Annotated in this window: 25 protein-coding genes; 10 read left to right on the forward strand and 15 right to left on the reverse strand. The window is 61.9% G+C overall.

Annotated elements, in window-relative coordinates:
- Positions 1-26: 26 nt before the first annotated feature.
- Positions 27-875 (reverse strand): MaoC/PaaZ C-terminal domain-containing protein, encoded by an 849-nt coding sequence (locus TU82_RS26980; protein WP_057726384.1) that lies wholly within the window; start codon positions 873-875, stop codon positions 27-29.
- 2 nt (positions 876-877) lie between these two features.
- Positions 878-2,230, reverse strand: coding sequence for a 3-oxoacyl-ACP reductase (locus tag TU82_RS26985; protein ID WP_057726386.1), 1,353 nt, complete (start codon positions 2,228-2,230; stop codon positions 878-880).
- 105 nt (positions 2,231-2,335) lie between these two features.
- Between TU82_RS26985 and TU82_RS26990 the strand changes: the two genes are divergently transcribed.
- Both TU82_RS26990 and TU82_RS26995 read left to right on the forward strand, forming a co-directional pair.
- Entirely contained in the window at positions 2,336-3,613 is a 1,278-nt protein-coding gene (locus tag TU82_RS26990) for an acetyl-CoA C-acetyltransferase (RefSeq protein ID WP_057726388.1), read from the forward strand.
- 216 nt (positions 3,614-3,829) lie between these two features.
- Complete coding sequence (locus TU82_RS26995) at positions 3,830-4,726, forward strand: PA4780 family RIO1-like protein kinase (RefSeq protein ID WP_057726390.1); 897 nt, start codon at positions 3,830-3,832, stop codon at positions 4,724-4,726.
- 204 nt (positions 4,727-4,930) lie between these two features.
- Here TU82_RS26995 and cueR read toward each other — a convergent pair whose 3' ends face one another.
- From cueR to TU82_RS27010, 3 genes are all read right to left on the reverse strand, one after another.
- Positions 4,931-5,332, reverse strand: a complete 402-nt coding sequence (cueR, locus tag TU82_RS27000) for a Cu(I)-responsive transcriptional regulator (protein WP_057726392.1) — start codon at positions 5,330-5,332, stop codon at positions 4,931-4,933.
- A complete protein-coding gene (locus tag TU82_RS27005; protein WP_057726394.1) occupies positions 5,329-7,521 on the reverse strand; it encodes a heavy metal translocating P-type ATPase in 2,193 nt (730 codons plus the stop codon). The genes cueR and TU82_RS27005 overlap by 4 nt, the downstream gene beginning before the upstream one ends.
- Before the next feature lie 78 nt (positions 7,522-7,599).
- On the reverse strand, positions 7,600-7,971 hold the full coding sequence (locus tag TU82_RS27010; protein ID WP_057726396.1) for a hypothetical protein: 372 nt from the start codon (positions 7,969-7,971) through the stop codon (positions 7,600-7,602).
- A gap of 146 nt (positions 7,972-8,117) precedes the next feature.
- Between TU82_RS27010 and TU82_RS27015 the strand changes: the two genes are divergently transcribed.
- Complete coding sequence (locus TU82_RS27015) at positions 8,118-8,309, forward strand: heavy-metal-associated domain-containing protein (RefSeq protein WP_057726398.1); 192 nt, start codon at positions 8,118-8,120, stop codon at positions 8,307-8,309.
- An 85-nt stretch (positions 8,310-8,394) separates the two neighbouring features.
- On the forward strand, positions 8,395-9,588 hold the full coding sequence (locus tag TU82_RS27020) for a multidrug effflux MFS transporter (RefSeq protein WP_057726399.1): 1,194 nt from the start codon (positions 8,395-8,397) through the stop codon (positions 9,586-9,588).
- A gap of 8 nt (positions 9,589-9,596) precedes the next feature.
- Here TU82_RS27020 and TU82_RS28965 read toward each other — a convergent pair whose 3' ends face one another.
- From TU82_RS28965 to TU82_RS27030, 3 genes are all read right to left on the reverse strand, one after another.
- The gene (locus TU82_RS28965) at positions 9,597-9,770 is read right to left on the reverse strand and encodes a hypothetical protein (protein ID WP_164485079.1); all 174 of its coding nucleotides are present in this window, start codon (positions 9,768-9,770) and stop codon (positions 9,597-9,599) included.
- Positions 9,771-9,915: 145 nt separating this feature from the next.
- Positions 9,916-10,929, reverse strand: coding sequence for a zinc-binding alcohol dehydrogenase family protein (locus TU82_RS27025; protein WP_057726401.1), 1,014 nt, complete (start codon positions 10,927-10,929; stop codon positions 9,916-9,918).
- Between the two features lie 138 nt (positions 10,930-11,067).
- Positions 11,068-11,361 carry a putative quinol monooxygenase gene (locus TU82_RS27030; protein WP_057726403.1) on the reverse strand — a complete coding sequence of 98 codons (294 nt, stop codon included), beginning with the start codon at positions 11,359-11,361 and terminating at the stop codon, positions 11,068-11,070.
- Positions 11,362-11,478: 117 nt separating this feature from the next.
- Here TU82_RS27030 and TU82_RS27035 point away from each other — a divergent pair, with 117 nt between their 5' ends.
- From TU82_RS27035 to TU82_RS27045, 3 genes are all read left to right on the forward strand, one after another.
- Positions 11,479-12,405, forward strand: coding sequence for a LysR family transcriptional regulator (locus TU82_RS27035; protein WP_057726405.1), 927 nt, complete (start codon positions 11,479-11,481; stop codon positions 12,403-12,405).
- 137 nt (positions 12,406-12,542) lie between these two features.
- A complete protein-coding gene (locus tag TU82_RS27040; protein ID WP_057726407.1) occupies positions 12,543-13,244 on the forward strand; it encodes an ArsR/SmtB family transcription factor in 702 nt (233 codons plus the stop codon).
- Between the two features lie 84 nt (positions 13,245-13,328).
- Positions 13,329-14,699 (forward strand): MFS transporter, encoded by a 1,371-nt coding sequence (locus TU82_RS27045; RefSeq protein ID WP_057726409.1) that lies wholly within the window; start codon positions 13,329-13,331, stop codon positions 14,697-14,699.
- 135 nt (positions 14,700-14,834) lie between these two features.
- Here the strand turns inward: TU82_RS27045 and TU82_RS27050 are convergent, their stop codons facing one another.
- Positions 14,835-15,788 carry an adenosine deaminase gene (locus TU82_RS27050; RefSeq protein WP_043051475.1) on the reverse strand — a complete coding sequence of 318 codons (954 nt, stop codon included), beginning with the start codon at positions 15,786-15,788 and terminating at the stop codon, positions 14,835-14,837.
- A 193-nt stretch (positions 15,789-15,981) separates the two neighbouring features.
- On the opposite strand from TU82_RS27050, the gene TU82_RS27055 reads away from it, so the two are divergent.
- Positions 15,982-17,073 (forward strand): calcium:cation antiporter, encoded by a 1,092-nt coding sequence (locus tag TU82_RS27055; protein WP_057726410.1) that lies wholly within the window; start codon positions 15,982-15,984, stop codon positions 17,071-17,073.
- A gap of 75 nt (positions 17,074-17,148) precedes the next feature.
- Here TU82_RS27055 and TU82_RS27060 read toward each other — a convergent pair whose 3' ends face one another.
- From TU82_RS27060 to TU82_RS27085, 6 genes are all read right to left on the reverse strand, one after another.
- Positions 17,149-18,507 carry an 8-oxoguanine deaminase gene (locus TU82_RS27060; RefSeq protein WP_057726412.1) on the reverse strand — a complete coding sequence of 453 codons (1,359 nt, stop codon included), beginning with the start codon at positions 18,505-18,507 and terminating at the stop codon, positions 17,149-17,151.
- Between the two features lie 209 nt (positions 18,508-18,716).
- Positions 18,717-19,403 carry an SDR family oxidoreductase gene (locus tag TU82_RS27065; protein ID WP_057726414.1) on the reverse strand — a complete coding sequence of 229 codons (687 nt, stop codon included), beginning with the start codon at positions 19,401-19,403 and terminating at the stop codon, positions 18,717-18,719.
- 57 nt (positions 19,404-19,460) lie between these two features.
- Positions 19,461-20,042, reverse strand: coding sequence for an IMPACT family protein (locus TU82_RS27070; protein WP_057726416.1), 582 nt, complete (start codon positions 20,040-20,042; stop codon positions 19,461-19,463).
- 12 nt (positions 20,043-20,054) lie between these two features.
- Entirely contained in the window at positions 20,055-20,714 is a 660-nt protein-coding gene (locus TU82_RS27075; protein WP_057726418.1) for a TetR/AcrR family transcriptional regulator, read from the reverse strand.
- A gap of 87 nt (positions 20,715-20,801) precedes the next feature.
- Positions 20,802-22,196: a uracil-xanthine permease family protein gene (locus TU82_RS27080; protein ID WP_057726420.1), complete on the reverse strand. Its 1,395-nt coding sequence runs from the start codon at positions 22,194-22,196 to the stop codon at positions 20,802-20,804.
- Positions 22,197-22,283: 87 nt separating this feature from the next.
- Entirely contained in the window at positions 22,284-23,204 is a 921-nt protein-coding gene (locus tag TU82_RS27085; RefSeq protein ID WP_057726422.1) for a LysR family transcriptional regulator, read from the reverse strand.
- Positions 23,205-23,330: 126 nt separating this feature from the next.
- On the opposite strand from TU82_RS27085, the gene aptA reads away from it, so the two are divergent.
- Positions 23,331-24,680, forward strand: coding sequence for an omega-aminotransferase AptA (gene aptA, locus TU82_RS27090; RefSeq protein WP_057726424.1), 1,350 nt, complete (start codon positions 23,331-23,333; stop codon positions 24,678-24,680).
- 39 nt (positions 24,681-24,719) lie between these two features.
- Positions 24,720-26,213: a CoA-acylating methylmalonate-semialdehyde dehydrogenase gene (locus TU82_RS27095; RefSeq protein WP_057726425.1), complete on the forward strand. Its 1,494-nt coding sequence runs from the start codon at positions 24,720-24,722 to the stop codon at positions 26,211-26,213.
- Positions 26,214-26,451 lie beyond the last annotated feature (238 nt).

The raw sequence follows: 26,451 nt of genomic DNA on the forward strand, positions 1-26,451 counted from the left end.
CAAAGCCAGCAGCGTGTAGCTGTGGTTCAGGCAATGGGTTGCCATCTCCCAAGCATATGCTCGATAGCCCCCGCGCCGTTCAATACGAACTCGCCACTTGAGCCGGCGCCGCTGGTCATTAAGGTCACTTCGCCGGGCAGGCGTACGGGTTTTTTGAATTCAACTTCAATGTCGACATTGGCGAGCGGCAGTTGCTCGCCCATTGCCGCCAGAGTGCGGGCCTTGTTCCACAGCCCGTGAGCGATGGCCTGGGGGAAGCCGAACAGCTTGGCCGTCGGTGCGCTGAGATGAATCGGGTTGTAATCGCCGGACACGCGGGCGTAGCGGCGGCCGATATCGGCGGGGGCTTTCCAGCGGGACAGTTCGCTGAGGGGCGTGTGCACAGACAACCCATTATCCATGGTCTCGCCCGCAAGCTTCGCACCCCGGCATAACATTGTGCTTTCGGCTTCCCAGAGCAACCCGAGGGCGTCCTCGACCACGGTCACCACATCGAAGGTCGCGCCTTTGGCGTGCGGCTTGAGATTGCACGTATACACGCCGACGGTCAGCTCGTTCACACTGCCCAGGGGCCGATGGATTCGGATGCGGTTGCTCAGGTGGATCAGCCCCAGCAACGGGAATGCAAACGCCTTGTCGGTCAGCAGTTGCATCTGCAGGCCGAACGCCAGGATATGCGGATAGGTCGGCGGCAACATCGGGCTGTCGGCAAACCCGCAGACCTTGCGGTACGCCGCGACAGCCTTGGGATCGACCCGCACCTGGCAGCGCAAGCCGTGTTCGGGCAGTGCGCTGCCGGTGATCTTGCGCTTGAGCGCCGCACGCCAGTACAGCGGTGGTAGAAACGGCGTGCTGTCCAACGTCTGCCATTGCATAGTCACGCTCCCAGAAGACTTTGCCCACACACCCGCAGCGCCTGGCCGCTGACGGCCCCCGAGCCCGGCTGGCTCAGCCAGGCCACGGCTTCGGCGACGTCCTGCGGCACGCCGCCTTGACCCAGCGAACTCATGCGCCGCCCGGCCTCGCGCAGGGCAAACGGGATATGCGCGGTCATTTGGGTTTCGATAAAACCGGGCGCGACGGCATTGATGCTGATCCCACGGGTTTTCAGCAGCGGTGCCCATGCCTGGGCCAAGCCGATCAACCCGGCCTTGCTTGCGGCATAGTTGGTTTGCCCGCGATTGCCGGCAATGCCACTGATGGAGGCCAGCAGCACTACGCGGGCATTGTCGTGCAGGGTGCCGCTGTCGAGCAGTGCCTGGGTCAGCACCTGCGGTGCGTTGAGATTGACCGCCAGCACGGCGTCCCAGTATTCCGGGGTCATGTTGGCCAGGGTCTTGTCACGGGTGATACCGGCGTTGTGCACCAGAATATCGAGGCCGTCGGGCAGGTGTTCGATCAACCGGGCGGCGGCGTCTTCGGCGCAGATATCCAGCGTGAGGGTCTGCGCGTTCAAGCGTGCCGCCAGGGCGTCGAGGTCGGCCTTGGCTTGGGGCACATCCAACAGGGTCACCTCGGCGCCGTCGCGCACCAGGGTTTCGGCGATGGAGGCGCCAATACCCCGGGCTGCGCCGGTCACCAGCGCCCTGCGCCCGGCCAGCGGGCGGGTCCAGTCTTCAACCGGCGTGGCGCAGGCTTCCAGGCGAATCACTTGCCCAGAGATATAGGCACTCTTGGGGGACAGGAAAAACCGCAACGCGCCTTCCAGCTGGTCCTCGGCACCGTCGCCCACGTACAGCAACTGCAGCACACCGCCGCTGCGCAGCTCCTTGGCCAGGGAGCGGCTGAACCCTTCCAGGGCGCGCTGGGCGCTGGCGGCGAACGGGTCGCTGAGGCTTTCCGGCGCGCGGCCAAGAATCACCAGGTGTGCGCTGTGAGCGAGGTTTTTCAGCAAGGGCTGGAAAAATTCGCGCAACTGCTTGAGCTGGTCGGTGTGTTGCAATTCACTGGCGTCGAACACCACGGCTTTGAGTTTGGGACCGTGCCCGGGAATCCACGCCGGCGCGTCCAGCGTTTGGGCACCATAGCTGTACAGCGCATCGGTGAGTTTGTTGGCAAACGGCAGGACCTTGCTCGCCAGCGCGCCGCCGCCCAGCAGCAGCGCCCCTTCCACCGGGCGCAGGCGCCCGGCTTGCCAGCGTTCCAGGCGTACCGGTGACGGCAGGCCAAGGGCGGCGACCAGGCGATGGCCGAGGCTGGAGTTGGCGAAGTCGATATAACGGTCAGACATGGAACGCTCTCCGAAGACTGGGGTTCAAAGGGTTGACCATCCCAGGGTAGCAGTCGTTCGACTAGGCTCAGTGATCAAGCCCATAACAGACAGAGGCAGCTTTCCATGACTCAATTGCGCCGTGTGGCGATCATTGGCGGTAATCGCATTCCCTTCGCCCGCTCCAACGGCCCCTACGCCACGGCCAGTAACCAGGCGATGCTCACCGCCGCTCTGGAAGGCCTGATCGAACGTTTCAACCTGCACGGCCTGCGCATCGGTGAAGTGGCGGCCGGCGCGGTGCTCAAGCATTCCCGCGACTTCAACCTCACCCGCGAATGCGTGCTGGGCTCGCGCCTGTCGCCACAAACCCCGGCCTACGACGTGCAGCAGGCCTGCGGCACCGGGCTGGAGGCGGCCTTGCTGGTGGCCAACAAGATTGCCCTGGGCCAGATCGAATGCGGCATTGCCGGTGGGGTGGACACCACTTCCGATGCGCCGATCGGGGTGAATGAAGGCTTGCGCAACCTGTTGCTGCAAGCCAACCGCAGCAAGTCCATGGCGGATAAGCTTAAAATCCTGTTACAACTTCGTCCGCATCACCTCAAGCCCCAGCTGCCGCGCAACGGTGAACCGCGCACCGGGTTATCGATGGGCCAGCACTGCGAGCTGATGGCGCAGACCTGGCAGATCCCCCGCGCCGAGCAGGACAAACTGGCACTTGAGAGCCACCAGAAAATGGCCGCCGCCTACGCCGAAGGCTGGCACAACGATTTGCTCACGCCGTTTCTGGGCCTTACCCGCGACAACAACCTGCGCCCCGACCTGAGCCTGGAAAAGCTCGCCGCGCTCAAGCCCGCGTTCGAACGCAGCGAAAAGGGCACGCTCACCGCCGGCAACTCCACACCGCTGACCGACGGCGCATCATTGGTGCTGCTGGGCAGCGAGGCCTGGGCCAGGGAGCGCGGCTTGCCGATCCTCGCCTACCTGCGCGATGGCGAAGCGGCGGCGGTGGATTTCGTCAACGGTGCCGAAGGCCTGCTGATGGCGCCGGTGTACGCCGTACCGCGTCTGTTGGCGAGGAATGGCCTGACGCTGCAGGACTTCGATTACTACGAGATCCACGAAGCCTTCGCCGCTCAGGTGTTGTGCACGCTCAAGGCCTGGGAAGACGCCGATTACTGCAAAACGCGCCTGGGCCTGGAGGCGCCGCTGGGCGCCATCGACCGCAGCCGTCTGAACGTCAAGGGCAGTTCACTGGCCGCCGGGCATCCATTTGCCGCAACCGGTGGGCGCATTGTCGCCAACCTGGCCAAGTTGCTGGAGGCGGCGGGCAAAGGGCGTGGCTTGATTTCGATCTGTGCGGCGGGGGGCCAGGGTGTGACGGCGATTATTGAACGATGAACGAGGCTTGACGAATCCCCCTTGCAGGAGCGAGCTTGCTCGCCAAAGATGTCACGGATAACGCGTGCATCCTGGATAAACGCGTTGCCTTTGAGTTCTTCGCGAGCAAGCTCGCTCCTGCAGGAAATTGCGGTAGCCTCTCCCTCCAACGAGTGGATTGCCGTATAACGAGTGCCACACGCGTGTTTGGTAATACAGGACCCACAATAAAAGCTGATGAAGACTCCTAAACGCATTGAACCCCTGATCGAAGACGGTCTGGTCGACGAAGTGCTGCGCCCACTCATGAGTGGTAAAGAAGCAGCTGTTTATGTGGTGCGCTGCGGCAACGAATTGCGTTGCGCCAAGGTTTACAAGGAGGCGAATAAACGAAGTTTTCGTCAGGCGTCCGAATACCAGGAAGGCCGCAAGGTCCGTAACAGCCGCCAGGCCCGGGCCATGGCCAAAGGCTCCAAGTTCGGCAAGAAAGAAACCGAGGATGCCTGGCAGAACGCCGAAGTGGCGGCGTTGTTCCGCCTGGCCGGAGCGGGCGTTCGCGTGCCCAAGCCGTACGACTTCCTTGAAGGCGTGCTGTTGATGGAACTGGTGGCCGATGAGTACGGCGATGCGGCGCCGCGCCTGAACGACGTGACGCTGGAGCCGGACCAGGCGCGCGAATACCACGCCTTCCTGATTTCCCAGATCGTACTGATGCTGTGTACCGGGCTGGTGCACGGTGACCTGTCCGAGTTCAACGTACTGCTCACGCCAACGGGTCCTGTGATCATCGACCTGCCCCAGGCGGTGGATGCGGCGGGCAACAACCACGCATTCAACATGCTGGAGCGGGACGTGGGCAACATGGCTTCCTACTTCGGGCGCTTTGCCCCGGAACTGAAGAAGACCAAGTACGCCAAGGAAATGTGGGCGCTGTACGAAGCCGGCACCTTGCACCCAGCCAGCATCCTCACCGGTGAGTTCGACGAGCCGGAAGAACTGGCGGACGTGGGCGGTGTGATCCGCGAGATCGAAGCGGCGCGGCTGGACGAAGAGCGCAAGCAAGCGATTCGTGCGGCGGATGATGCGCCAACGGCCAAGACGGCAGAAGAACCGCCGCCGCCCTGGATGCAGTGAACTTCGGGTAGATGAAGATCAACATGTGGGAGGGGCTTGCCCCCGATGGCGGATTGTAGGAGCGAGCTTGCTCGCGAAAAACTCACAGGCACCGCGTTCATTCAGGAAGCACGCGTTATCGTTGACGTTTTTCGCGAGCAAGCTCGCTCCTACAGACCGGTATTAGGGCCAGCCCCCTCGCACATGGGTTTTGTGTGCAGCCACTCAGGTGCAGCGCTTGCCTGACGCCAATTCCTTGAGAATCGGGCAATCCGGCCGATGGTCGCCGTGGCAGTGTTCGACCAGGTCCTGCAACGTGTCGCGCAGTTGCTCAAACTCGCGGATCTTCTGATTCAGCTCATCGATATGCTGGCGTGCCAGGGCTTTCACGTCGGCGCTGGCGCGCTGGCGGTCCTGCCACAAGGTCAGCAGCTTGCCGACTTCTTCCAGTGAAAACCCCAGGTCCCGCGAGCGTTTGATAAAGGCCAGGGTGTGCAGATCGTCGGCGCCGTAGAGGCGATAGCCACTCTCGCTGCGATGGGCTGCCTTGAGCAGGCCGATGGATTCGTAGTAGCGAATCATCTTCGCGCTCAGCCCGCTTTGGCGAGCGGCTTGGCCGATATTCATGGGTGTTGATCCTCCAGGTCCTTGGGTTTCCAGGTTTTGAGCAGCAACGCATTGCTCACCACACTGACGCTGGACAACGCCATCGCGGCGCCTGCCAGCACCGGGTTGAGCAGGCCGAAGGCCGCCAGTGGAATGCCGATCAAGTTATACACAAAGGCCCAGAACAGGTTCTGGCGGATTTTTGCGTAGGTCTTGCGGCTGATCTCAAGGGCCGCCGGCACCAGGCGCGGGTCGCCGCGCATCAGGGTGATGCCGGCGGCGTGCATGGCCACGTCGGTGCCGCCGCCCATGGCGATGCCGATATCGGCCGCGGCCAGGGCCGGTGCGTCGTTGATGCCGTCGCCGACCATGGCCACCACGCCGGTTTTCTTCAGCGCGGTCACGGTGGCGGCTTTGTCGGCGGGCAGCACTTCGGCGTGTACATCGTCGATGCCCAGCGCCTCTGCGACCACCCGCGCGCTGCCGCGGTTATCGCCGGTGAGCAGGTGGCTGCTGATGTGCTGCGCCTTGAGTTGCTGCACGGCGTGCAGTGCGCCAGGCTTGAGCGTGTCGCCAAACGCGAACAGCCCCAGCACGCGCGGATGTGCGCCTTGTTCGATCAGCCAGGACAGGGTGCGGCCTTCGGCTTCCCACGCCGTCGCACGCTGACTCAACGAGCCGGCGCCAAGGCCGGTTTCCTCCAGCAGACGCCGATTGCCCAGGGCCAGTTGCCGCCCGTCAAGGGTGCCGGCGATACCGCGTCCGGTCAGGGACTGGCTGGTACTCACATCGGCCAGCTTCAGCCCTTGCTCGTCACAGGCATCCAAAACAGCCTTGGCCAGCGGATGCTCGCTGCCACGCTGCAGGGCTCCCGCCTGTTGCAGCATCAGCGACACGTTGCCATCCACCGCCGCCAAATGGGCGATTTTCGGCGCGCCCGAGGTCAGGGTGCCGGTCTTGTCGAATACCACGGCGCTGACCGCGTGGGCATGCTCCAGCGCCTCGGCATCCTTGATCAGAATGCCGTGGCGCGCGGCGACGCCGGTGCCGGCCATGATTGCCGTCGGCGTCGCCAGGCCCAGGGCGCACGGGCAGGCGATCACCAGTACCGCCACCGCGTTGATGATCGCGCTCTCCAGGGGCGCGCCGTACAGCCACCAGCCCGCCAGGGTGAGCAACGCCACTACCAGCACCGTCGGCACGAATACCTGGCTGACTTTATCCACCAGTTTCTGGATCGGTGCCTTGGCGGCCTGGGCGTCCTCGACCAGGCGGATGATCCGGGCCAATACGCTTTCCGCGCCCAGGGCCTGGGTACGCACCAGCAGGCGACCTTCGCCGTTGATCGCGCCGCCGGTGACCCGGTCGCCCGGTTGTTTCGGCACCGGCAGGCTTTCGCCGCTGATCAGCGCTTCATCGGCATGGCTTTGGCCATCGACGACCTCGCCATCCACCGGGAAGCGTTCGCCGGGCTTGACCATGACCAGGTCACCGAGCTTGAGCGCGGTGATGGCGATCTCTTCTTCACGGCCCTCCAGCACGCGCACCGCCCGCTCGGGGCGCAAGGCTTCGAGGGCGCGAATGGCGCCGGCGGTCTGGCGCTTGGCGCGGCTCTCCAGGTATTTGCCCAACAACACCAGTGCGATCACCACGGCCGAGGCTTCGAAATACAAATGCGGAGCGGGCCGGGTGAGCCATTGATAGACGCTCAGGCCGTAACCGGCACTGGTGCCGATCGCCACCAGCAGGTCCATATTGCCCGCGCCGGCGCGCACGGCTTTCCAGGCGGCACGGTAAAAGCGCGCACCCAGGATGAATTGTACCGGCGTGGCCAGGGCGAACTGCACCCAGGCGGGAAGCATCCAGTGCAGGCCAAAGGGTTCGACCAGCATCGGCAGCACCAGGGGCAACGCCAGCACGATCGCCAGCATCAGCGCCCAGCGTTCGCGATGCAGGCGCCGGGCTTGATCGGCCTGGGTGATGGTTTCAGCCTGGGGCAGGGTGGCGGTGTAGCCGGCTTTGTCGACGGCGGCGATCAGGACGCCGGGGTCCATCTGGCCGAGTACTTCAATGTGGGCACGTTCGTTGGCCAGGTTGACGCTGACGCGCTGCACCCCCGGCACTTTGCCCAGCGCACGCTCCACACGGCCGGCGCAACTGGCGCAGGTCATGCCGCCGATGGGCAGGTCAAAGGTGATGGTTCCATTCATGGGGCAATCCTCCGCAAGACAATGCCCCTAGCATCAACCTTGACCTGTGGGTAAGGTCAAGCGTCTTGATTTACCGGCTTAATAGCCCAGCTCGGCGGCTTTGAGGTACATGCCGTCCGGACCTTGGGCGATACGCAGCTTGCGCACGTCACCGGCCTTGAGCGTGATGTTCTGCGCGGGCGGGGCGAGCAAGCCGGGCAGGCATCCCGGCGATTGCCCCGGCAACAGTTTCAGACGCAGTGACACATTGCCGGCAGGCAGGTTGAATGAAGTGGACTCCTCCTGAAACAGGCGGCCGGCCAGTTGATCCTGGATGTACAGGCCGATTTCACAGGTGGTCGGCACTTCCAGGCGCTCGCGGGAAATGATCAGCACCGCATAGTCTTCAGCGGCGGGCGCAACAGCAGAAAAACTCATCAGGCCGGCAAGGGCAAAAAACGACCAGCGCATGGCGAATGCTCCGTGGGTCACATCGATAAAGTTGAAGCTTGGCCGACGTCGCCGTCGAATACCAGCCCGGCCGTTTTTTTTGAAACTTGACCTTGCCATCATGGCAAGGTCGAGACTGGGTTCCACCTCATCAAAGGAGTCATGTCATGCAAGTATTCAACGTTGAAGGAATGACCTGCGGCCATTGCATTCGGGCGGTGACCCAGGCGGTGCAGAGCCAGGACGCAGGTGCCGAGGTCACCGTCGATCTCGCGGCAAAGCAGGTCAGGGTACAAAGCCAGCTGGAGCGCGAAGCCATCGCACAGTTGATCAAGGAAGAAGGCTACACCGTCGTCTGATTTTTAATAGTTAGCGAGCTATCTTAATGTTCAAGGCACCCAAGCGCGGCTAGACTGTCGGGCTGCCGACTCACTTGGGTGCCTGATGAACCTTCGCATAATTCTGATCCTTGGCGCCTTGAGCGCCTTCGCGCCGTTGGCGATCGACTTTTACCTGCCGGGCTTCCCGGCGATGGCGAGCGCCTTTGCTACCGACGAAAAACATATCCAACTGACCCTGGCGGTGTATTTCGCCGGGCTGGCCATCGGCCAATTGATCTACGGCCCGCTGGCCGACCGCTTTGGCCGGCGCGGGCCGCTGCTCAGTGGCGTCACGCTGTTTACCCTCGCGTCCTTCGCCTGCGCCTATGCGCCGTCCCTGGAATGGCTGATCGGTGCGCGTTTCGTGCAGGCCCTCGGCGGCTGCGCGGGCATGGTGATCTCGCGGGCGGTGGTGAGTGACAAATGCGACGCCGTGGGCTCGGCCAAGGTGTATTCGCAACTGATGCTGGTCACGGGCCTGGCGCCGATCCTCGCGCCGCTGGCGGGCGGGCTGATGGTGGGGCTGTGGGGCTGGCAGTCGATTTTCCTGGCGCTGTCGCTGTTCAGCGTGATGGCGGCCGTTGCGGTGGCGGTGGGCTTGCCGGAAACCTTTCCGGCGCATCAGCCGCGCCAGCCGTTGTCCGGCTCGTTGCGTCGCTACGGCGCGCTGTTGTCGGACCGGGTCTACCTGGGTTACGCCCTGACCGGCGGCATCTCGATTGCCGGGATGTTTGCTTATATCGCCGGTTCACCGTTCGTGTTCATCAAGCTGTATGGCGTCCCCGCCGAGCATTACGGCTGGCTGTTCGGCTCCAACGCCGCCGGTTTTATCCTGGTGGCCCAGTTGAATGCGCGATTGCTGGCCAAGCGTGGCCCGGCGTTTTTGCTCTCGCGTACGGTGTGGGTGTACGTGGCGGCGGCATTGACCCTGCTGGGGATTGCAGCGCTGCGCACCGAAGCCCTGTGGCCGTTGCTGGTGCCGCTGTTTATCTGTATCGCCAGCCTGGGTTGCATTCTGCCCAACACCTCGGCGTGTGCCATGAACGGGCAGGGCGCGCGCGCCGGCAGCGCGTCGGCGTTGCTCGGGTGCATTCAGTTCGGTGTGGCGGCGGGGGCGGCATCGTTGGTCGGTGTGTTGCACGACGGCACGGCGATGCCGATGGCAATGGTCATCAGCCTGTGCGGGGTGCTGGCGGTGACGATTGCGATGGCGACCGTGCGCCTGCAACGGGCCAGGGCCGCGCAGGCGCAGGCCTGAAGGGCCGATCAGCCGGCGGCGCGTTGCTGGCTGAGGGGAAAACGGTGGGGGGCCTGGATGCGGGCTTGCAAGGTGTCGACGAAAGCACGGGCCTCGGCCTCGGTGTGAAAAATAATCGACCTCTGGTCCAGGCGGACCTCCCATTGGGATTTTTTTGCTAACGCTTTTATCAGGATCTTCATTGCTGACTTCCTCACGTAAAAGAATCGTGGCAAAGGCGGCCAATATAAACCCGTATGCGCTCACAGAGATGACAAAGGTCAATTCTCGGACTAATGGTGTCGTCCATTACTTACATCAGTAACAGACGACACTGACAGCCGTTTTTTAGAACCCTTCCAACACGATCTTGCCCTTGGCCTTGCCGCTTTCCAGCAGCGCATGGGCACGGCGCAGGTTCGCCGCATTGATCACGCCGAAGTGCTCGCCGAGCGTGGTTTTCAAGGTGCCGGCGTCGATCAGCGCGGCCACGCGGTTGAGCAGGTTGTGCTGCTCGATCATGTCCGGTGTCTCGAACATCGAGCGGGTGTACATGAACTCCCAGTGCAGCGACAGGCTCTTGCGCTTGAGCGTGCTCACGTCCAGCGCCTTGGGGTCGTCGATCAACGCCAGCTTGCCCTGGGGCTGCAGGGCTTCCACCAGTTGGTCCAGGTGATGGTCGGTCTGGGTCAGGCTGGCGACATGGGTCACTTGCGGGTGACCGGCGTGCTTGAGTGCTTCGCAGAGCGGCTGGCTATGGTCGATCACCAAGTCGGCGCCCAGGGCCTTGGCCCATTCCTGGGTCTCCGGGCGCGAAGCGGTGCCGATGACTTTCAGCGCGGTGAGCTGGCTGGCCAGTTGGGTCAGGATCGAGCCGACGCCGCCCGCTGCGCCGACAATCAGCAGGCTCTGGCCCAGGTCCTGTTTGCCCTCGGGTATTTGCAGGCGTTCGAACAGCAACTCCCAGGCGGTGATGGCGGTCAATGGCAGCGCGGCGGCTTCGGCAAAGCCCAGGCTCTTGGGCATATGGCCGACGATGCGTTCGTCCACGGTGTGCAGTTGGCTGTTGCCGCCTGGGCGAACCAGGGAGCCGGCGTAGAACACCTTGTCACCGGCCGTGAACAGCGTCACTTCGCTGCCGACCGCCTTGACCACGCCGGCCACGTCCCAGCCGAGCACCTTGGCGGCGCCGTTTTCCGGGGCGACGTTCTGGCGTACCTTGGTGTCCACCGGGTTGACCGAGATGGCTTTGACTTCCACCAGCAGGTCACGCGGCCCGGCGACGGGTTCGGGCAGTTCGATGTCTTGCAGGGCGTTCACGTCGCTGATGGGCAGGGACGTGTAATAGGCGATGGCTTTCATGATGTCTCCGGGTAAATACGGTCAATGTAGGAGCGAGCTTGCTCGCGAAAATCGTTAACGATGACGCGATACTTCTGGTTAAACACGTCGTCCTTGCGTTTTTCGCGAGCACGCTCGCTCCTACAAAAAAGGGCGTAGTCAGGCGAGAAACTTCAGGCGCTTGAGTTCGAAGTGTTCGATCACCTCGGCGGCCTGGGCTCGAAACGCCTGGATATGCGCACTCTGGTCGTGGTCGGCCAGGGCCGCGTCGTCACTCCAGCGCTCGAGCATGTAAAAAGTCTCGGGATGTTGCAGATCCTGGTGCAGGTCGTACTGCTCGCAACCGGGTTCCAGGCGAGTCGGTTCGAGCAAACCGCGCAGCAGGGTTTCCAGAGTGGCCTGTTGGCCGGGCTTGGCAATCAGTGTGGCGATGACGTTAAAGGCGGTCGACATATCAACTCCGGGTCGATGGGAAACGGGATGGCTAGATGATTGGCTATTTCCAGCACAGATAAAAGCGGCTAAAACACAGGTCTGTTTCAATAAAAAATTGATAATTGGCGGAAATTGATGCTGCGCTTTGATGATTTGCAGTTGTTTGTCCGGGCCGCGGACCTGGGCAGTCTGTCGGCGGCCGCGCGGGTGATGGACCTGTCCCCGGCGGTCGCCAGCGCCGCGTTGAAGCGCATAGAACACCAACTGGGCACGCGCCTACTGGCACGCTCCACCCGCAGCCTGCGCTTGACCGCCGAGGGTGAGGGGTTTCTCACCTACGCCCGCGCCGCGTTGAATTCACTGGATGAAGGGCGGCGCCTGCTGGCCAGTGGGCAGGACCATGTCAGCGGCATGCTGCAGCTGTCGGCGCCTTCGGATTTCGGGCGCAATCAGTTGTTACCCTGGTTGGATGATTTCCAGCGTGAATACCCGCAACTGAGCGTGCGCCTGCTGCTGGGAGATCGCATCGCCGACCTGTACCGTCAGCCGGTGGACATTGCCTTGCGTTATGGCGAGCCCGAGGACTCCAGCCTGGTTGCCCTGCCCATTGCCCCTGACAATGTCCGGGTGCTGTGCGCGGCGCCCGGTTATCTGGCCCGGCACGGCGAGCCGCGGCAGTTGGAGCAACTGGCCCAGCACAATTGCCTGCTCTATATGCTCGCTGACCGCGTGCACGACCATTGGCGTTTTTTGGACGGCAAGCGCGAGGTCAGCCTGACGGTTTCGGGCGATCGCGTCAGCGACGACGCCGACGTGGTGCGCCGCTGGGCGGTGGCGGGCGTCGGCATTGCGTACAAGTCCTGGCTGGATGTGAGTACCGATGTCGTGGCCGGGCGTCTGCACTTGATCCTGCCGGAGCTGCGCGGTGAGCGCACACCGCTTAACCTGCTGTGCGCGCACCGTGCGCAGTTGAGCAAGCCCGTCAACTTGCTGCGGGAAATGCTCGTGTCCCGTTGTGCGACATTGACGGCGCAACTGTCGGAGCGATTCGCTGTGAAGTAACGGCCTCCAGCAAAGCAGGACATTTCGCTCAAGTGCTGTCCGTATCCAGGCTGTAAGACGTCATGGAACCGGCTGTTTTGGCCCCTATACTTTGGCGCCAACCGCAGCAGAAAAACGGTTCAACGGGGAGTCGAAAGATGGAACAGGCACCATGTATCAGTCGTATCGCCAGCTTGCTTGCCGAGCCTAAGCGCACCGCAATGGTGTGGGCATTGATGGACGGTTCGGCGAAATCTTCAGAGGAGTTGGCCAGGTTCGCCGGGCTGTCGCCGGCGTCGGCCAATGCCCATTTGGCGCGGTTGACCGGCAGCGGCCTGCTGCGGGTCGACGCGCGACGGGGCAAGCGGTTGTTTCGCGTGGCGGCGGCCGACGTCAGTGCCGCCATCGATGCGCTGGCGACGACAACCATGGCCAGTGCGACGCGCACAGCGCCAGATATTCAGCCTCCCGCGTTGCTGGCACCGCCGCTGTTGCGTCGCGCCCGCGTGTGCCACGACCACCTCGGCGGTGAACTGGCGGCCGGGCTGTACCAACGGATGACACAGGCTGGGTGGATCCAGCGCTACGAACAACGTACCGAAGTGACGGTCAAGGGCACCCGGCATCTGGCGGAGCTGGGTATTTTCATCCAGGCATTTTCGTCGCCGCTGGTCTGTGACTGTTTCGACTGGAGCCAGCAGCAACCGCATGTCGGCGGTGCGCTCGGCGCGGGGTTGTTGCGGCTGTTTTTGCAGTCGAACTGGGTGAGTGCCATCGACGAATCCCGGGCCTTGTCTGTCAGCGACGCCGGGCTTGCGCACATCAACCGATTGGCCGCATTGCCGGAGCGTCGCTCCTAGTTTCGGTCAGGTCGCATCCAGCCAGCGCCCGGGCAGGCGATGTCGCACACTCGCCCAAGGGTTTTTTCACGCGTGGGGTGGGGCATGGGGATGCAGGGCTATAGCGCAGCAGAGCGGTTGGAACGGTTGCCCGTCAGTGGTTACCACCGAATCATTTTCATCATCATTGCCCTGGCGTTTTTCTTCGACTCCATGGACCTGGCGATGATGACGTTTCTATTGGGCTCGATCAAAACCGAGTTCGGCCTGAGTACGGCCCAGGCCGGGTTGCTGGCCAGTTCGAGCTTTTTCGGCATGGTGGTCGGCGCTTCGCTCTCCGGAATGCTCGCCGATCGCTTCGGGCGCAAGCCGGTGTTCCAGTGGAGCATCGTGTTGTGGGGCGTCGCCAGCTACTTGTGCTCCACGGCGCAGACGGTCGAGACGCTGACGCTGTTTCGCATCCTGCTGGGTATTGGCATGGGTATGGAATTTCCGATTGCCCAGTCGATGTTGTCGGAGCTGATCCCGGCAAAGCGACGCGGGCGGTATATCGCGTTGATGGATGGCTTTTGGCCGCTGGGATTTGTCGCTGCCGGGGTGCTGTCTTACTTCCTGCTGCCGGTAGTGGGTTGGCGCGACATTTTCCTGGTGCTGGCGGTGCCGGCGGTATTTGTACTGGCCATCCGGTTTTTCATTCCGGAATCGCCGCGCTGGCTGGAACAGGCCGGGCGCCACGAGGCGGCGGACAAGGTATTGCTGGGCATTGAGCAAAAGGTGCGCGACGCCCTTGGCGGCGCCGAGTTGCCTGAGCCTGTCGCCTTGCCGCGGGTGGCGAGTACGCCGGGCACGTTCTTCTCGGCCTTCCAGCAGTTGTGGTCGGCCCGGTACCGTCAACGCACGATGATGATCTGGAGCGTCTGGTTCTTTGCCCTGCTCGGGTTCTACGGACTGACTTCGTGGTTGAGTGCGTTGCTGCAGCAGTCAGGCTTTGCCGTGACGCAATCGGTGTATTACACGGTGATCATTTCCCTGGGCGGGATACCCGGTTTCCTGATGGCTGCGTGGCTGGTCGAGCGTTGGGGGCGCAAGCCGGTGTGCGTGGTGACGTTGCTGGGCGGCGGGGTGATGGCGTTTTTATATGGGCAGAGCGCGGTGTTTGGCGGCAATGTCGGCCTGCTGATTACGACCGGCTTGTTGATGCAGTTCTTTCTATTTGGCATGTGGGCGGTGTTGTACACCTATACGCCGGAGCTGTATCCCACCTCGGCGCGCGCGACGGGGTCCGGGTTTGCCTCGGCGATTGGTCGCGTGGGGTCGTTGCTGGGGCCGCTGGTGACCGGGCTGGTGTTTCCGATAACCGGGCAGGGCGGGGTGTTTGCCCTGGGCGCGTTGTGTTTTGCGGTGGCGGCGCTGGTGGTGTGGGTGTTTGGAATGGAGACCAAGGGCAAGACGTTGGAAGAACTCACTGAAATCTAGGGTTACCGCAAAACCATGTGGGAGGGGGCTTGCCCCCGATCGCGGTGTATTAGTCAATACATGTCTGTCTGACAGACTGCAATCGGGGGCAAGCCCCCTCCCACATTTAGCCTCCATTCATTCAGTAACTGGCGGTCAAGGCTTTACCAGTCGCGCATCCAGGCTGTTCTGCGCCAGGCGTTTGGCCTGGTCCTGGGTCATGCCCAGGGAGGTGTACAGCGCGTGGAAGTTCTCGGTGACGTAACCGCCGAAGTAGGCCGGGTCATCCGAGTTCACCGTGACCTTCACCCCACGCTCAAGCATGTCGAGGATGTTGTGCTGGGCCATGTCGTCGAAGACGCACAGCTTGGTGTTGGACAACGGGCACACGGTCAGCGGGATCTGCTCGTCGATGATGCGCTGCATCAGGCGCTCGTCTTCGATGGCGCGCACGCCGTGGTCGATGCGCTGGATTTTCAGCAGGTCGATGGCTTCCCAGATGTACTCGGGCGGGCCTTCTTCGCCGGCGTGGGCGACGGTGAGGAAGCCTTCGTGACGGGCGCGGTCGAACACGCGCTGGAACTTGCTCGGCGGGTGACCCATCTCCGAACTGTCCAGGCCCACGGCGACGAACGCGTCACGGAACGGCAGCGCCTGGTCGAGGGTTTTCTCGGCTTCGGCTTCGCTCAGGTGGCGCAGGAAGCTGAGAATCAGGCCGCTGGTGATGCCCAGTTGCTGCTCGCCGTCCTTGAGCGCGGCAGCGATGCCGTTGAGCACCACTTCGAAGGGCACGCCTCGGTCGGTGTGGGTTTGCGGGTCGAAGAAGGGTTCGGTGTGAATCACGTTCTGGGCTTTGCAGCGCAGCAGGTAGGCCCAGGTCAGGTCGTAGAAATCCTGGGACGTGCGCAGCACATCGGCACCCTTGTAATACAGGTCGAGAAACTCTTGCAGGTTGTTGAAGGCGTAGGCCTTGCGCAGGGTTTCGACGTCGTTCCACGGCAACGCAATCTTGTTGCGTTCGGCCAGGGCGAACAGCAGCTCAGGCTCCAGCGAGCCTTCCAGGTGCAGGTGCAGTTCAGCCTTGGGCAGGGCGTTGAGCCAATCGTACATATCTAAAATCTCATCAGGTGCAATGGCGGCATTCTACAGGCCATGGCTGAAATAATCGGCAAAACCTGACCAGCAGGAGAGTATTTGATTTATTCGCACAAGTTCGATGTGAACTAAGGTGTAACGAAACGTTAGCGGCGTGGCGCAGTCTGTACCCCAACGATGACTGATTTGCCGTACATAAAGGCCCCCCATGCTCACTTCTCTCAAGCAAGAAAAATTCATGTTGGTGGCGCTGATTGCCGCCATTGCCGCCTACCCCTTGGAACACTGGATGCTCCACAGCGGGCAGGTAGTGGCGTTGCTCGCCGGCCTCGCCTTGATTGCATTTATCGTGATGGCGTCGATGCGCGTGGCCCACCACGCCGAACAACTGGCGGAAAAGGTCGGCGACCCCTACGGCACCATGATCCTGACCCTGGCGGCCGTGCTGGTGGAAGTGGTGATCCTGGCAATCATGATGAGCAACGAGCCTTCACCCACGCTGGTGCGCGACACCATCTATTCGGCGGTGATGCTCGATATCAACGGCATCCTCGGACTGGCCGCGCTGATGGGCGGCATCAAGCATGGCGAGCAGTCCTACAACGATGACTCGGCGCGCACCTACAGCGTGATGATTCTCACCGCCATGGGCGTATCGATGGTGGTGCCTGAATTTATCCCCGAGGCCGACTGGAAAATTTACTCGGCCTTCACTATCGGCGCGATGGTGGTGCTCTACACCTTGTTCCTGAGAATGCAGGTAGGCCCGCACAGTTATTTCTTCAGCTACAGCTATCCGGAAAAACGCCGCAAGAAATCAACCGAAGAAGAGCACGCGCAGCCCGTGAACCTCGCGTTTTCGATCGGCACCCTGGTGTTTGGTGTGATAGTGATTGGCGCGTTGGCCGAGGTGATGTCCAAGACCCTCGACCTGGGCCTGGAAGGCACAGGCGCCCCGCCGGTCATCACCGCGATCGTCGTGGCGGCTATTTCCGCAGCGCCGGAAATTCTTACGGCATTGCGCGCCGCCCTGGCCAATCGCATGCAGTCGGTGGTAAATATCGCGCTGGGTGCGTCGCTGTCGACGGTGATTCTGACGGTGCCGGTGATGGAAGCCATGGCCCTCTATACAGGCCAGCCGTTCCAGATGGCAATGACGCCGGTGCAGACGGTGATGGTGTTTATTACGCTGATTGTCAGTGCGATCAACCTCAATGATGGCGAGACCAATGCCATCGAAGGGATGACCCATTTCGTGCTGTTTGCGACCTTCATCATGCTGTCGCTGCTGGGGCTGTAACCCGATTTCAAGCACACCATAAAACCAAATGTGGGAAGGGGCTAGCCCCCTCCCACATTTTGGACTGTGTTGGGCTCAGGTTCCGGCGATCAACTGCCGGGCCGCCTGGGTGTGATCGGCGATCAGGCCTTTCAGGTCGAGGCCTTCCACCTGTCTGTCGATTACCCGCCATTGACCCGCAATCATTACGCGGTCCGCTCGGTCAGCGCCGCACAGCAGCAGCGCTGAAATCGGGTCGTGGCTACCTGAGAAGCGCAGCTCATCGAGTTTGAACAGCGCTAGATCAGCCTGCTTTCCTACAGCCAACTCTCCGATATCCGTACGCCCCAGCAACTGCGCCGAGCCTTTGGTCGCCCAACCCAACACACCTTCAGGGGTGATTTTTTCGGCGCCGTAACGCAAGCGCTGGATGTAAAGGGCCTGGCGCGCCTCCAAGATCATGTTCGAGGCGTCGTTGGAAGCGGAGCCGTCCACGCCCAGGCCGATGGGGGCTCCGGCGGCGAGCAGGTCGAGGGTCGGGCAGATTCCGGAGGCCAGGCGCATATTCGAACTCGGGCAATGGCAGATGCCCGTGCCGGCAGCGCCCAGGCGTGCGATTTCATCCGGGTTGAAGTGAATGCCGTGAGCCAGCCAGGTGCGCGGGCCGAGCCAGCCGACGCTGTCGAGATAGTCCACGGTGCGCAGGCCGAAACGCTGGAGGCAGAAGTCTTCCTCGTCGAGGGTTTCGGCCAGGTGCGTGTGCAGGCGCACGTCGAGCGTGTTGGCCAGTTCGGCGCTGGCTTGCATGATTTCGGGTGTGACGGAAAACGGCGAGCAGGGCGCCAGGGCAATCTGGATCTGCGCCCCGTCGCCGCGCTCGTGGTATTGGCGGATCAGGCGTTGGCTGTCGTCGAGGATCACCTGGCCCTGTTGCACGGTCTGCTGCGGCGGCAGGCCGCCGTCGGCTTCGCCCAGGCTCATGGAGCCGCGGGTGAGCATGGCGCGCATACCCAGCTCGCGCACGCTGGCGACCTGCACATCAATGGCGTGTTCCAGTCCGTCGGGGAACAGGTAGTGGTGGTCCGCCGCCGTGGTGCAACCGGAGAGCAGCAATTCGGCGAGCGCCACTTTCGATGCCAGGGCCAGTTTTTCCGGGGTCAGTCGGGCCCAGACCGGATACAGGGTTTTCAACCAGGGAAACAGCGGCTGGTTGACCACCGGCGCCCAGGCGCGGGTCAGGGTCTGGTAGAAATGGTGGTGCGTGTTGATCAGCCCGGGCAGGACGACATGCTCGCGTGCATCGAACACCTGCGCACAGGGTTGTGCAGGTGCTTGCCCTTGGGCCAGTACTTCGCTGATGACGCCGTCTTGCAGCACCAGGCCGCCACGGGCATCGAGGCCATTGGCGGTGAAGATCGCGAGGGGATTTTTTAACCAGATACGGGTCGCAGGCATTGGCCGGCTCCTCTGAATGATGGGTTCAGGTTTGCCAGCTCAGTGTTGCCCTGTCTGCTGATCCAGGGTCGCCGGTAAAGGCGAGGTGGCAGTCTAACGCTGTAGGAGCGAGCTTGCTCGCGAAAATCGTCAACGATAACGCGGGCGGTCTGGTTTAACGCGGTGCCTGGGCGTTCTTCGCGAGCAAGCTTGCTCCTACAGTTGGGCCATTACCAGGCTATGGTGTCGCCCTTGTAGTCCACAAAATGATGACCGCCTTTGCCGGTGTACGCATTTACCTGATCCACCAGCCCACGCACGCTGGTCTCGACATCGATGTGCGCATTTTCGCCGCCCATGTCGGTTTTCACCCAGCCCGGGTGCAGCGATAACACCGTTGGTTTGTGCTCGCCCAGTTGGGTGATAAAGCTGTTGGTCATGGAGTTGAGGGCCGCCTTGCTGGCCTTGTACAGCGCCATGTCCGAACCGTCGGGAATAGTGACGCTGCCCAGCACCGAACTCATGAAGGCCAGCACGCCGGTGTCCTTGCGGATCTGCCCGACAAAACGCTGGGCCAGGTTGATCGGGGCCACGGCGTTGGTGAAAAACAGTTGGCCGACTTCGGCCAGTGTGGCGTGACCAGGCTCCTGGTTCGCGGGGCCCTTGACGCCGGCATTGACGAACAGCAGGTCGAAGGTACGGTCTTTCAGGCGCTGGGCCAGGGCGATCACGGCTTGCTGATCGTCCATGTCGAGTTTTTCGATCTGCACCGGGCCTACGGCTTTCAGCGCGTCGGCCTTGTTCGGGTCACGCACGGTGGCGGTCACGTCCCAGCCGTCCTGCAGCAGTTGCTTGACCAGGCCGAGGCCCAGCCCGCGCGAGGCGCCGATGATCAGTGCGGTTTTTGGCGTAGACATGAAAAGCTTCCTTTAGAGTCGCGGTTCAGGGAGTTGCGGTGAGCAACAGTAGCAGCTTCAGCGTTGCAGCAGGATACGTCCCCGGCTCAGGTCGGCGAGCTGGGTTTGCAAGGTGTCGATGTGGGCTTCGCCCAGGGCCAGTTGCAACTCCACGCCGTTGGCGGTGAAGGTCTCTTCCACGACCAGCCCGTCCAGTTCGGCAACGCGCAGCTTCAGCAGGTTCAATTCGGAGAAACCGCAGGCGCACCTCAGCGGTACACGACTGATCAGTTCAATGCGCTCGGCATTCTGCAGGCACTTATTCGCGCCGCCGCCGTAGGCACGGGCCAGACCACCGGTGCCCAGTTGAATCCCGCCGTACCAGCGGATCACCAGCACGACGACTTGATCAAAGCCTTGCGCCTCGATGGCCGCCAGGATCGGTCTCCCGGCGGTGCCGCCGGGTTCGCCGTCGTCGTTGCTGCGGTATTGGTCGGCCAGTTTCCAGGCCCAGCAGTTGTGCGTCGCGTTAAGGTCGCTGTGCTGCTCGATAAACACTTGGGCGTCGTGCGCGCTGGTAATCGGCGCCGCCAGGGTGATAAAGCGGCTTTTGCGTATTTCTTCACGAAATTCGCACAAGCCTGTCAGCGTGAATGGCATAAGTCGCTTCGTTTATAGGGCTGGCTTGATGCCGCAGCCTTTGAGAATGATGTGGATCAGATTGGTACCGGCGTCCTCCATATCCTGCTTGGTCAGCCTGGTGCGACCGGTGACGCGGCAGATCTGGGTGGCGAAGTCGGCATAGTGCTGGGTGCTGCCCCACAGCAGGAAGATCAGGTGCACCGGGTCGATGGGGTCCATCTTGCCGGCATCGATCCAGGCCTGGAACACCGCCGCACGGCCGCTGAACCAGGCGCGGTAGTCCTGGCTGAAATATTCGGTGAGGCATTCGCCGCCGCTGATGATCTCCATGGCGAAGATCCGCGAGGCCTGTGGCTGGCGTCGCGAGAATTCCATCTTGGTGCGGATGTAGCGGGAGAGGGCCACGGCCGGGTCGTCCTCAGCGGTCAGCGCGTTGAACGTGCTGTCCCACAATTCGAGAATGTTGCTGAGCACCGCGATATACAGGCCCAGCTTGTTGGTGAAGTAATAGTGCAGGTTGGCTTTGGGCAGCCCGGCACTGGCTGCGATGGTGTTCATGCTGGTGCCCTTGTAGCCATGGCGCGCGAATTCATCCTCAGCAGCCTGGAGAATCGCTTGTTCGTTCTTTTGCCGAATGCGGCTGGCGGGTTTACCGGCGTGGTTGCTGTGGGCAGGAACTTCGAGGCTCATGGAGGTTTCCGTGCTGATCGATGGAGGCGACGTGTGCACAGATAACCCACCCTCAAGCCTCAGACAAGTGTTGATGCAATAAAACCGTCAAAGCGATTCCAGGGAGTCGCTTTCGGGCGTGTGGTTTGCAACGGCGTGGGCGGTTTTCGCCTCGGGTAACAGCAGGCACAGCACAATGGCGGTCAGGCCGCCGCTGGTGATGGCGGAGTCGAACAGGTTCTGCACCAGGGTGGGCATCAAGTGCAGCAGATTGGGCTGGGCGGCGATGCCCAGGCCGACACCGAAGGAGGTGGCGATGATCAGCATGCTGCGCCGGTCCAGTGGTGCCTGGGCCAGGATGCGCACACCGGCTGCGGCGACGCTGCCGAACATGACAAGGGTCGCACCGCCCAGCACTGGTTTGGGGATTTGCTGCAACACCGCGCCGATCATGGGAAACAACCCGAGGCACACCAGCACTACGCCGATGTACAAGCCGACATAGCGGCTGGCCACGCCGGTGAGTTGGATCACCCCGTTGTTTTGCGCGAAGGTGGTATTGGGGAAGGCGCTGAACGTGGCGGCGATCATGCAACTGACGCCATCCCCCAGCACGCCGCCTTTGAGTCGACTTATATAAGACGCACCGCTGATGGGTTGGCGCGCGATCATGCAGTTGGCGGTGAGGTCTCCGACGGTTTCGATGCTGCTGATCAGATAAATCAGCGCGATTGGCAGGAAGGCGCTCCAATCGAAGTTGAAACCAAAGCGAAACGGCACTGGCAGGCTGATCAGAGGCACCTCGGGTAAGGCCTGGGGCACCAGCTTGCCAGTGAACCAGGCGGCCAGGCTGCCGAGGGCCAGGCCGATGATGATGGCCGAAAGGCGCACCCCGGGCGTGTTCGAGCGGTTGAGCAGGATGATCGTCAGTACCACGAACAGGCCCAGGGCCAGGTTGATGGGGGCGCCGAAGTCGGGGGCGTTGAAGCCGCCGCCGAGATCGGTGATGCCGACTTTTATCAGGCTGATGCCGATCAGCGTAATCACGATCCCGGTCACCAGGGGTGTGATGACCCGGCGCAGTTGGCCGATAAACCGGCTCAGCACGATCTGCACCAGGGCGCCGAAAAAGCACACGCCGAAAATCATCGCCAGGATGTCCTCAGGGCTGCCGCCGCGTTGCTTGACCAGGAAACCGGCGGACAGCACCGCGCCCAGGAACGCAAAGCTGGTGCCTTGCAGGCAGATCATTCCGGCGCCGATACCGAACGGCCTGCGCGCCTGGATGAACGTGCCGACGCCGGAGACCATCAGCGCCATGCTGATCAAGTAGGGCAGGTGCGCGGTGAGGCCCAGGGTGGAACCGATGATCAAGGGCGGCGTGATGATACCGACGAACGCGGCCAGCACATGTTGCAGGGCGGCCAGCAGGGCGGGCAGTGGTTTCGGGCGATCATCGAGGCCGTAGATCAAGTCGTTGGGGCTGGAGGATTCTGGCGGCATGGCGGGTCAACTCGGGGCGGACGGTTCAAGGTCCTTGTGCCTTGCAAAAAGCTGTCCATCTGCTCAGCTTTTTGCGCAACGTCCGAATTAGCGCGTTGCCGCCAGGCTTTGCAGAAAGCTTTCCAGCACCAAATGGGGGCGGCGGCCCTTGCGCGTGACCGATGCCAGGCTCAAATCGTAAAACCGTGTAGCCGGTTTCAGCGCGCGCAGTCGGCCTTGCTGTACCCACAGGCTGGCGTAATGGTCGGGCAGGTAGCCGATATAGCGTCCGGTGAGGATCAGGAACGCCATGCCTTCGCGGTCGGAGGCACTCGCCGTGCAATTGAGTGCCTGGTAATGAGCCTGGATCTCGGCGGGCAGGCGGAAGGTGGGTGCGATGGCGTCCTGGCTGTCGATCCGCATATCGTCCAGTTGTTTGTCGTCGGCATAAAACAGCGGATGGCCGACCGCGCAGTAAAGCAGCGAGCGTTCGCTGTACAGGGGTTGGTACTCCAGGCCCGACAACGCGCTGGCCTGGGGCACCACGCCGACATGCAGGCGGCCGTCGAGGACACCTTGCTCGACTTCATTGGGGGCGATCATGCGGATCTGAATCTGCACGTCCGGGCCGCGCTCCTTCAACTGCGCCAGGGCGTGGGTGATGCGCATGTGGGGCAGGGTGACGAGGTTGTCGGTGAGGCCGATGATCAGCTCGCCGCGCAAGTGCTGGTGCAGGCCGTTGACTTCGGTGCGGAAACTTTCCAGGGCACTCAAGAGCTGCAGGGCCGACTGGTAAACCTCCCGGCCCTCTTCGGTCAGGGAAAAACCGGCGCGGCCGCGTTGGCACAGCCTTAGTCCGAGGCGCTGTTCAAGATCACTCATTTGCTGGCTGATGGCCGAGCGGCCTATGCCCAGCACGGTCTCCGCCGCCGAAAAGCCGCCGCATTCCACCACACTGCGAAAGATGCGCAGCAAGCGGATATCGAAGTCGCTGACTTGGGCCAACGGATCGGGTCGACGGCTGCTCATAGTTTAGTGAAGGCCTGACTGAAGGTTATAAAAGTTGGATTTCATCGACTTTATCGCCGTGGCAACTTAGCTGCAACAACGCTTTTTCAATCCCGACGCTGCCTTTTGCCTTGCGAGGTTTTGCTGATGAATATGCCGGAAAACGCCCCATCATCCCTGGCCAGCCAACTCAAGCTGGATGCGCACTGGATGCCTTATACCGCCAACCGTAACTTTCAGCGCGATCCGCGCCTGATCGTCGCCGCCGAAGGCAGCTGGTTGACCGATGACAAGGGGCGCAAGGTCTATGATTCGCTGTCGGGCCTGTGGACCTGCGGCGCCGGGCATACGCGCAAGGAAATTCAGGAGGCGGTAGCCAGGCAGTTGGGTACCCTGGACTACTCTCCGGGCTTCCAATACGGTCATCCGCTGTCCTTTCAACTGGCGGAAAAGATTACCGACCTGACCCCAGGCAACCTCAACCATGTGTTCTTCACCGACTCCGGCTCCGAGTGCGCCGATACCGCGGTGAAGATGGTGCGCGCCTACTGGCGCCTGAAGGGCCAGGCCACCAAGACCAAGATGATTGGCCGCGCCCGTGGTTACCATGGTGTGAATATCGCCGGCACCAGCCTGGGCGGCGTCAACGGTAACCGCAAGATGTTTGGCCAGGCGATGATGGACGTCGACCATCTGCCGCATACGTTGCTGGCGAGCAATGCCTTCTCCCGTGGCATGCCGGAGCAGGGCGGTATTGCGTTGGCCGATGAGTTGCTCAAGCTGATCGAACTGCATGACGCGTCAAACATCGCTGCGGTGTTTGTCGAGCCCATGGCCGGCTCCGCAGGCGTGTTGGTGCCGCCACAGGGCTATCTCAAGCGCCTGCGCGAAATCTGCGATCAGCACAATATCCTGTTGGTATTCGACGAAGTGATCACCGGTTTCGGCCGCACCGGTTCGATGTTCGGCGCCGACAGCTTCGGCGTGACCCCGGACTTGATGTGCATCGCCAAGCAGGTCACCAACGGTGCGATTCCAATGGGCGCGGTGATTGCCAGCAGCGAGATCTATCACACCTTTATGAACCAGGCGACGCCGGAGTACGCAGTGGAATTCCCCCACGGCTACACCTACTCGGCGCACCCGGTGGCCTGTGCGGCCGGCCTCGCGGCACTGGACTTGCTGCAAAAGGAAAACCTCGTGCAGAGCGTAGCCGAAGTCGCACCGCATTTTGAGAATGCGCTGCATGGCTTGAAGGGCAGCAAGAACGTGATTGATATTCGTAACTATGGCCTGGCCGGTGCGATCCAGATTAACCCGCGTGACGGTGATGCGATCGTGCGTCCATTCGAGGCCGGCATGGCCTTGTGGAAAGCCGGTTTCTACGTGCGCTTCGGCGGTGACACCCTGCAGTTCGGGCCAACCTTCAACAGCAAGCCCCAGGACCTGGATCGCCTGTTCGATGCGGTCGGTGACGTGCTGAACAAGATCGACTGATTTCTCCTTCTATATAGAACAACGTTTCAGGAGTCCTGCATGAGCCTTATCCAGCATTTGATCAACGGTGAATTGGTCAGTGACAGCGGTCGGAGTGCCGACGTGTTCAACCCGTCCACTGGTCAAGTGATTCACCAGGTACCGTTGGCCAGTCGCGAAACCATTCAACAGGCGATCGATTCGGCCAAGGCGGCATTCCCGGCCTGGCGTAACACGCCTGCGGCCAAGCGTGCGCAGGTGATGTTTCGTTTCAAGCAGTTGCTGGAGCAGAACGAAGCCCGTATCTCGCAATTGATCAGCGAAGAACATGGCAAGACATTGGAGGATGCCGCCGGTGAGTTGAAGCGCGGGATCGAGAACGTGGAGTACGCGTGCTCGGCGCCGGAGATTCTCAAGGGCGAATACAGCCGCAACGTGGGCCCGAACATTGATGCCTGGTCGGATTTCCAGCCATTGGGCGTAGTGGCGGGTATTACGCCGTTCAACTTCCCGGCAATGGTGCCGTTGTGGATGTATCCACTGGCGATTGTGTGCGGTAACTGTTTCATCCTCAAACCGTCGGAGCGCGACCCCAGTTCAACGTTGCTGATCGCACAATTGCTGCAGGAAGCGGGACTGCCTAAAGGCGTGCTGAGTGTGGTGCATGGCGACAAGGGCGCGGTGGATGCATTGATCGAGGCGCCCGAGGTAAAAGCGCTGAGTTTTGTAGGATCCACGCCAATTGCCGAGTACATCTATTCCGAAGCCACCAGGCGTGGCAAGCGCGTGCAGGCACTGGGTGGGGCGAAGAACCACGCGGTGCTGATGCCGGACGCGGACCTGGATAACGCCGTCAGCGCCTTGATGGGCGCGGCGTACGGTTCCTGCGGTGAACGTTGCATGGCGATCTCGGTGGCGGTGTGCGTGGGTGACCAGGTGGCGGATGCGTTGATTGCCAAGCTGGTGCCGCAGGTCAAGGCGCTGAAGATCGGAGCGGGCACCACCTGTGGTCTGGATATGGGACCGCTGGTGACGGGGCCGGCGCGGGATAAGGTCACTGGATATATAGAAGAGGGTGTGTCGGCGGGGGCCGAGCTGGTTGTTGACGGTCGTGGCTTGAGCGTCGCCGGGCATGAAGAGGGCTTCTTCCTCGGTGGCAGCCTGTTCGATCGCGTGACCCCAGAGATGCGCATCTATAAAGAAGAGATCTTCGGGCCGGTGTTGTGCGTGGTGCGTGTGGCCAGCCTGGAAGCGGCGATGCAGTTGATCAACGATCATGAGTACGGCAACGGTACTTGTATCTTCACCCGTGACGGTGAGGCGGCGCGTCTGTTCTGTGATGAAATCGAAGTGGGCATGGTGGGAGTTAACGTTCCACTGCCGGTGCCCGTGGCTTATCACAGCTTTGGTGGCTGGAAGCGGTCGCTGTTTGGCGACTTGCACGCCTATGGGCCGGATGGGGTGCGTTTCTATACCCGGCGCAAGGCGATCACCCAGCGCTGGCCGCAGCGGGCCAGCCATGAAGCCTCGCAGTTTGCTTTCCCGAGCTTGTAAGGATGGAGAGGTAGAAGGCCGGCCCCTTGGGGCCGGCCTTCGCGTTTTCGGGCATTTTTGACTTATATGACAGAAATGTGAAAAAGAAGGTTGACGGCAGATTCTGGGCGCCTATAATTCGCCCCACTTCCGGCGCAGTCGAAACGGAAAACTCCTTGGTAAACAATGAGTTAAGTAGGTTTCGACAGCAGGTTGCTTCAGTTCATCGAAGCCAAAAGGAAGTTGAAAAAGAGGTGTT

It is taken from the genome of Pseudomonas orientalis (assembly GCF_001439815.1).
Lineage (GTDB): Bacteria > Pseudomonadota > Gammaproteobacteria > Pseudomonadales > Pseudomonadaceae > Aquipseudomonas > Aquipseudomonas orientalis.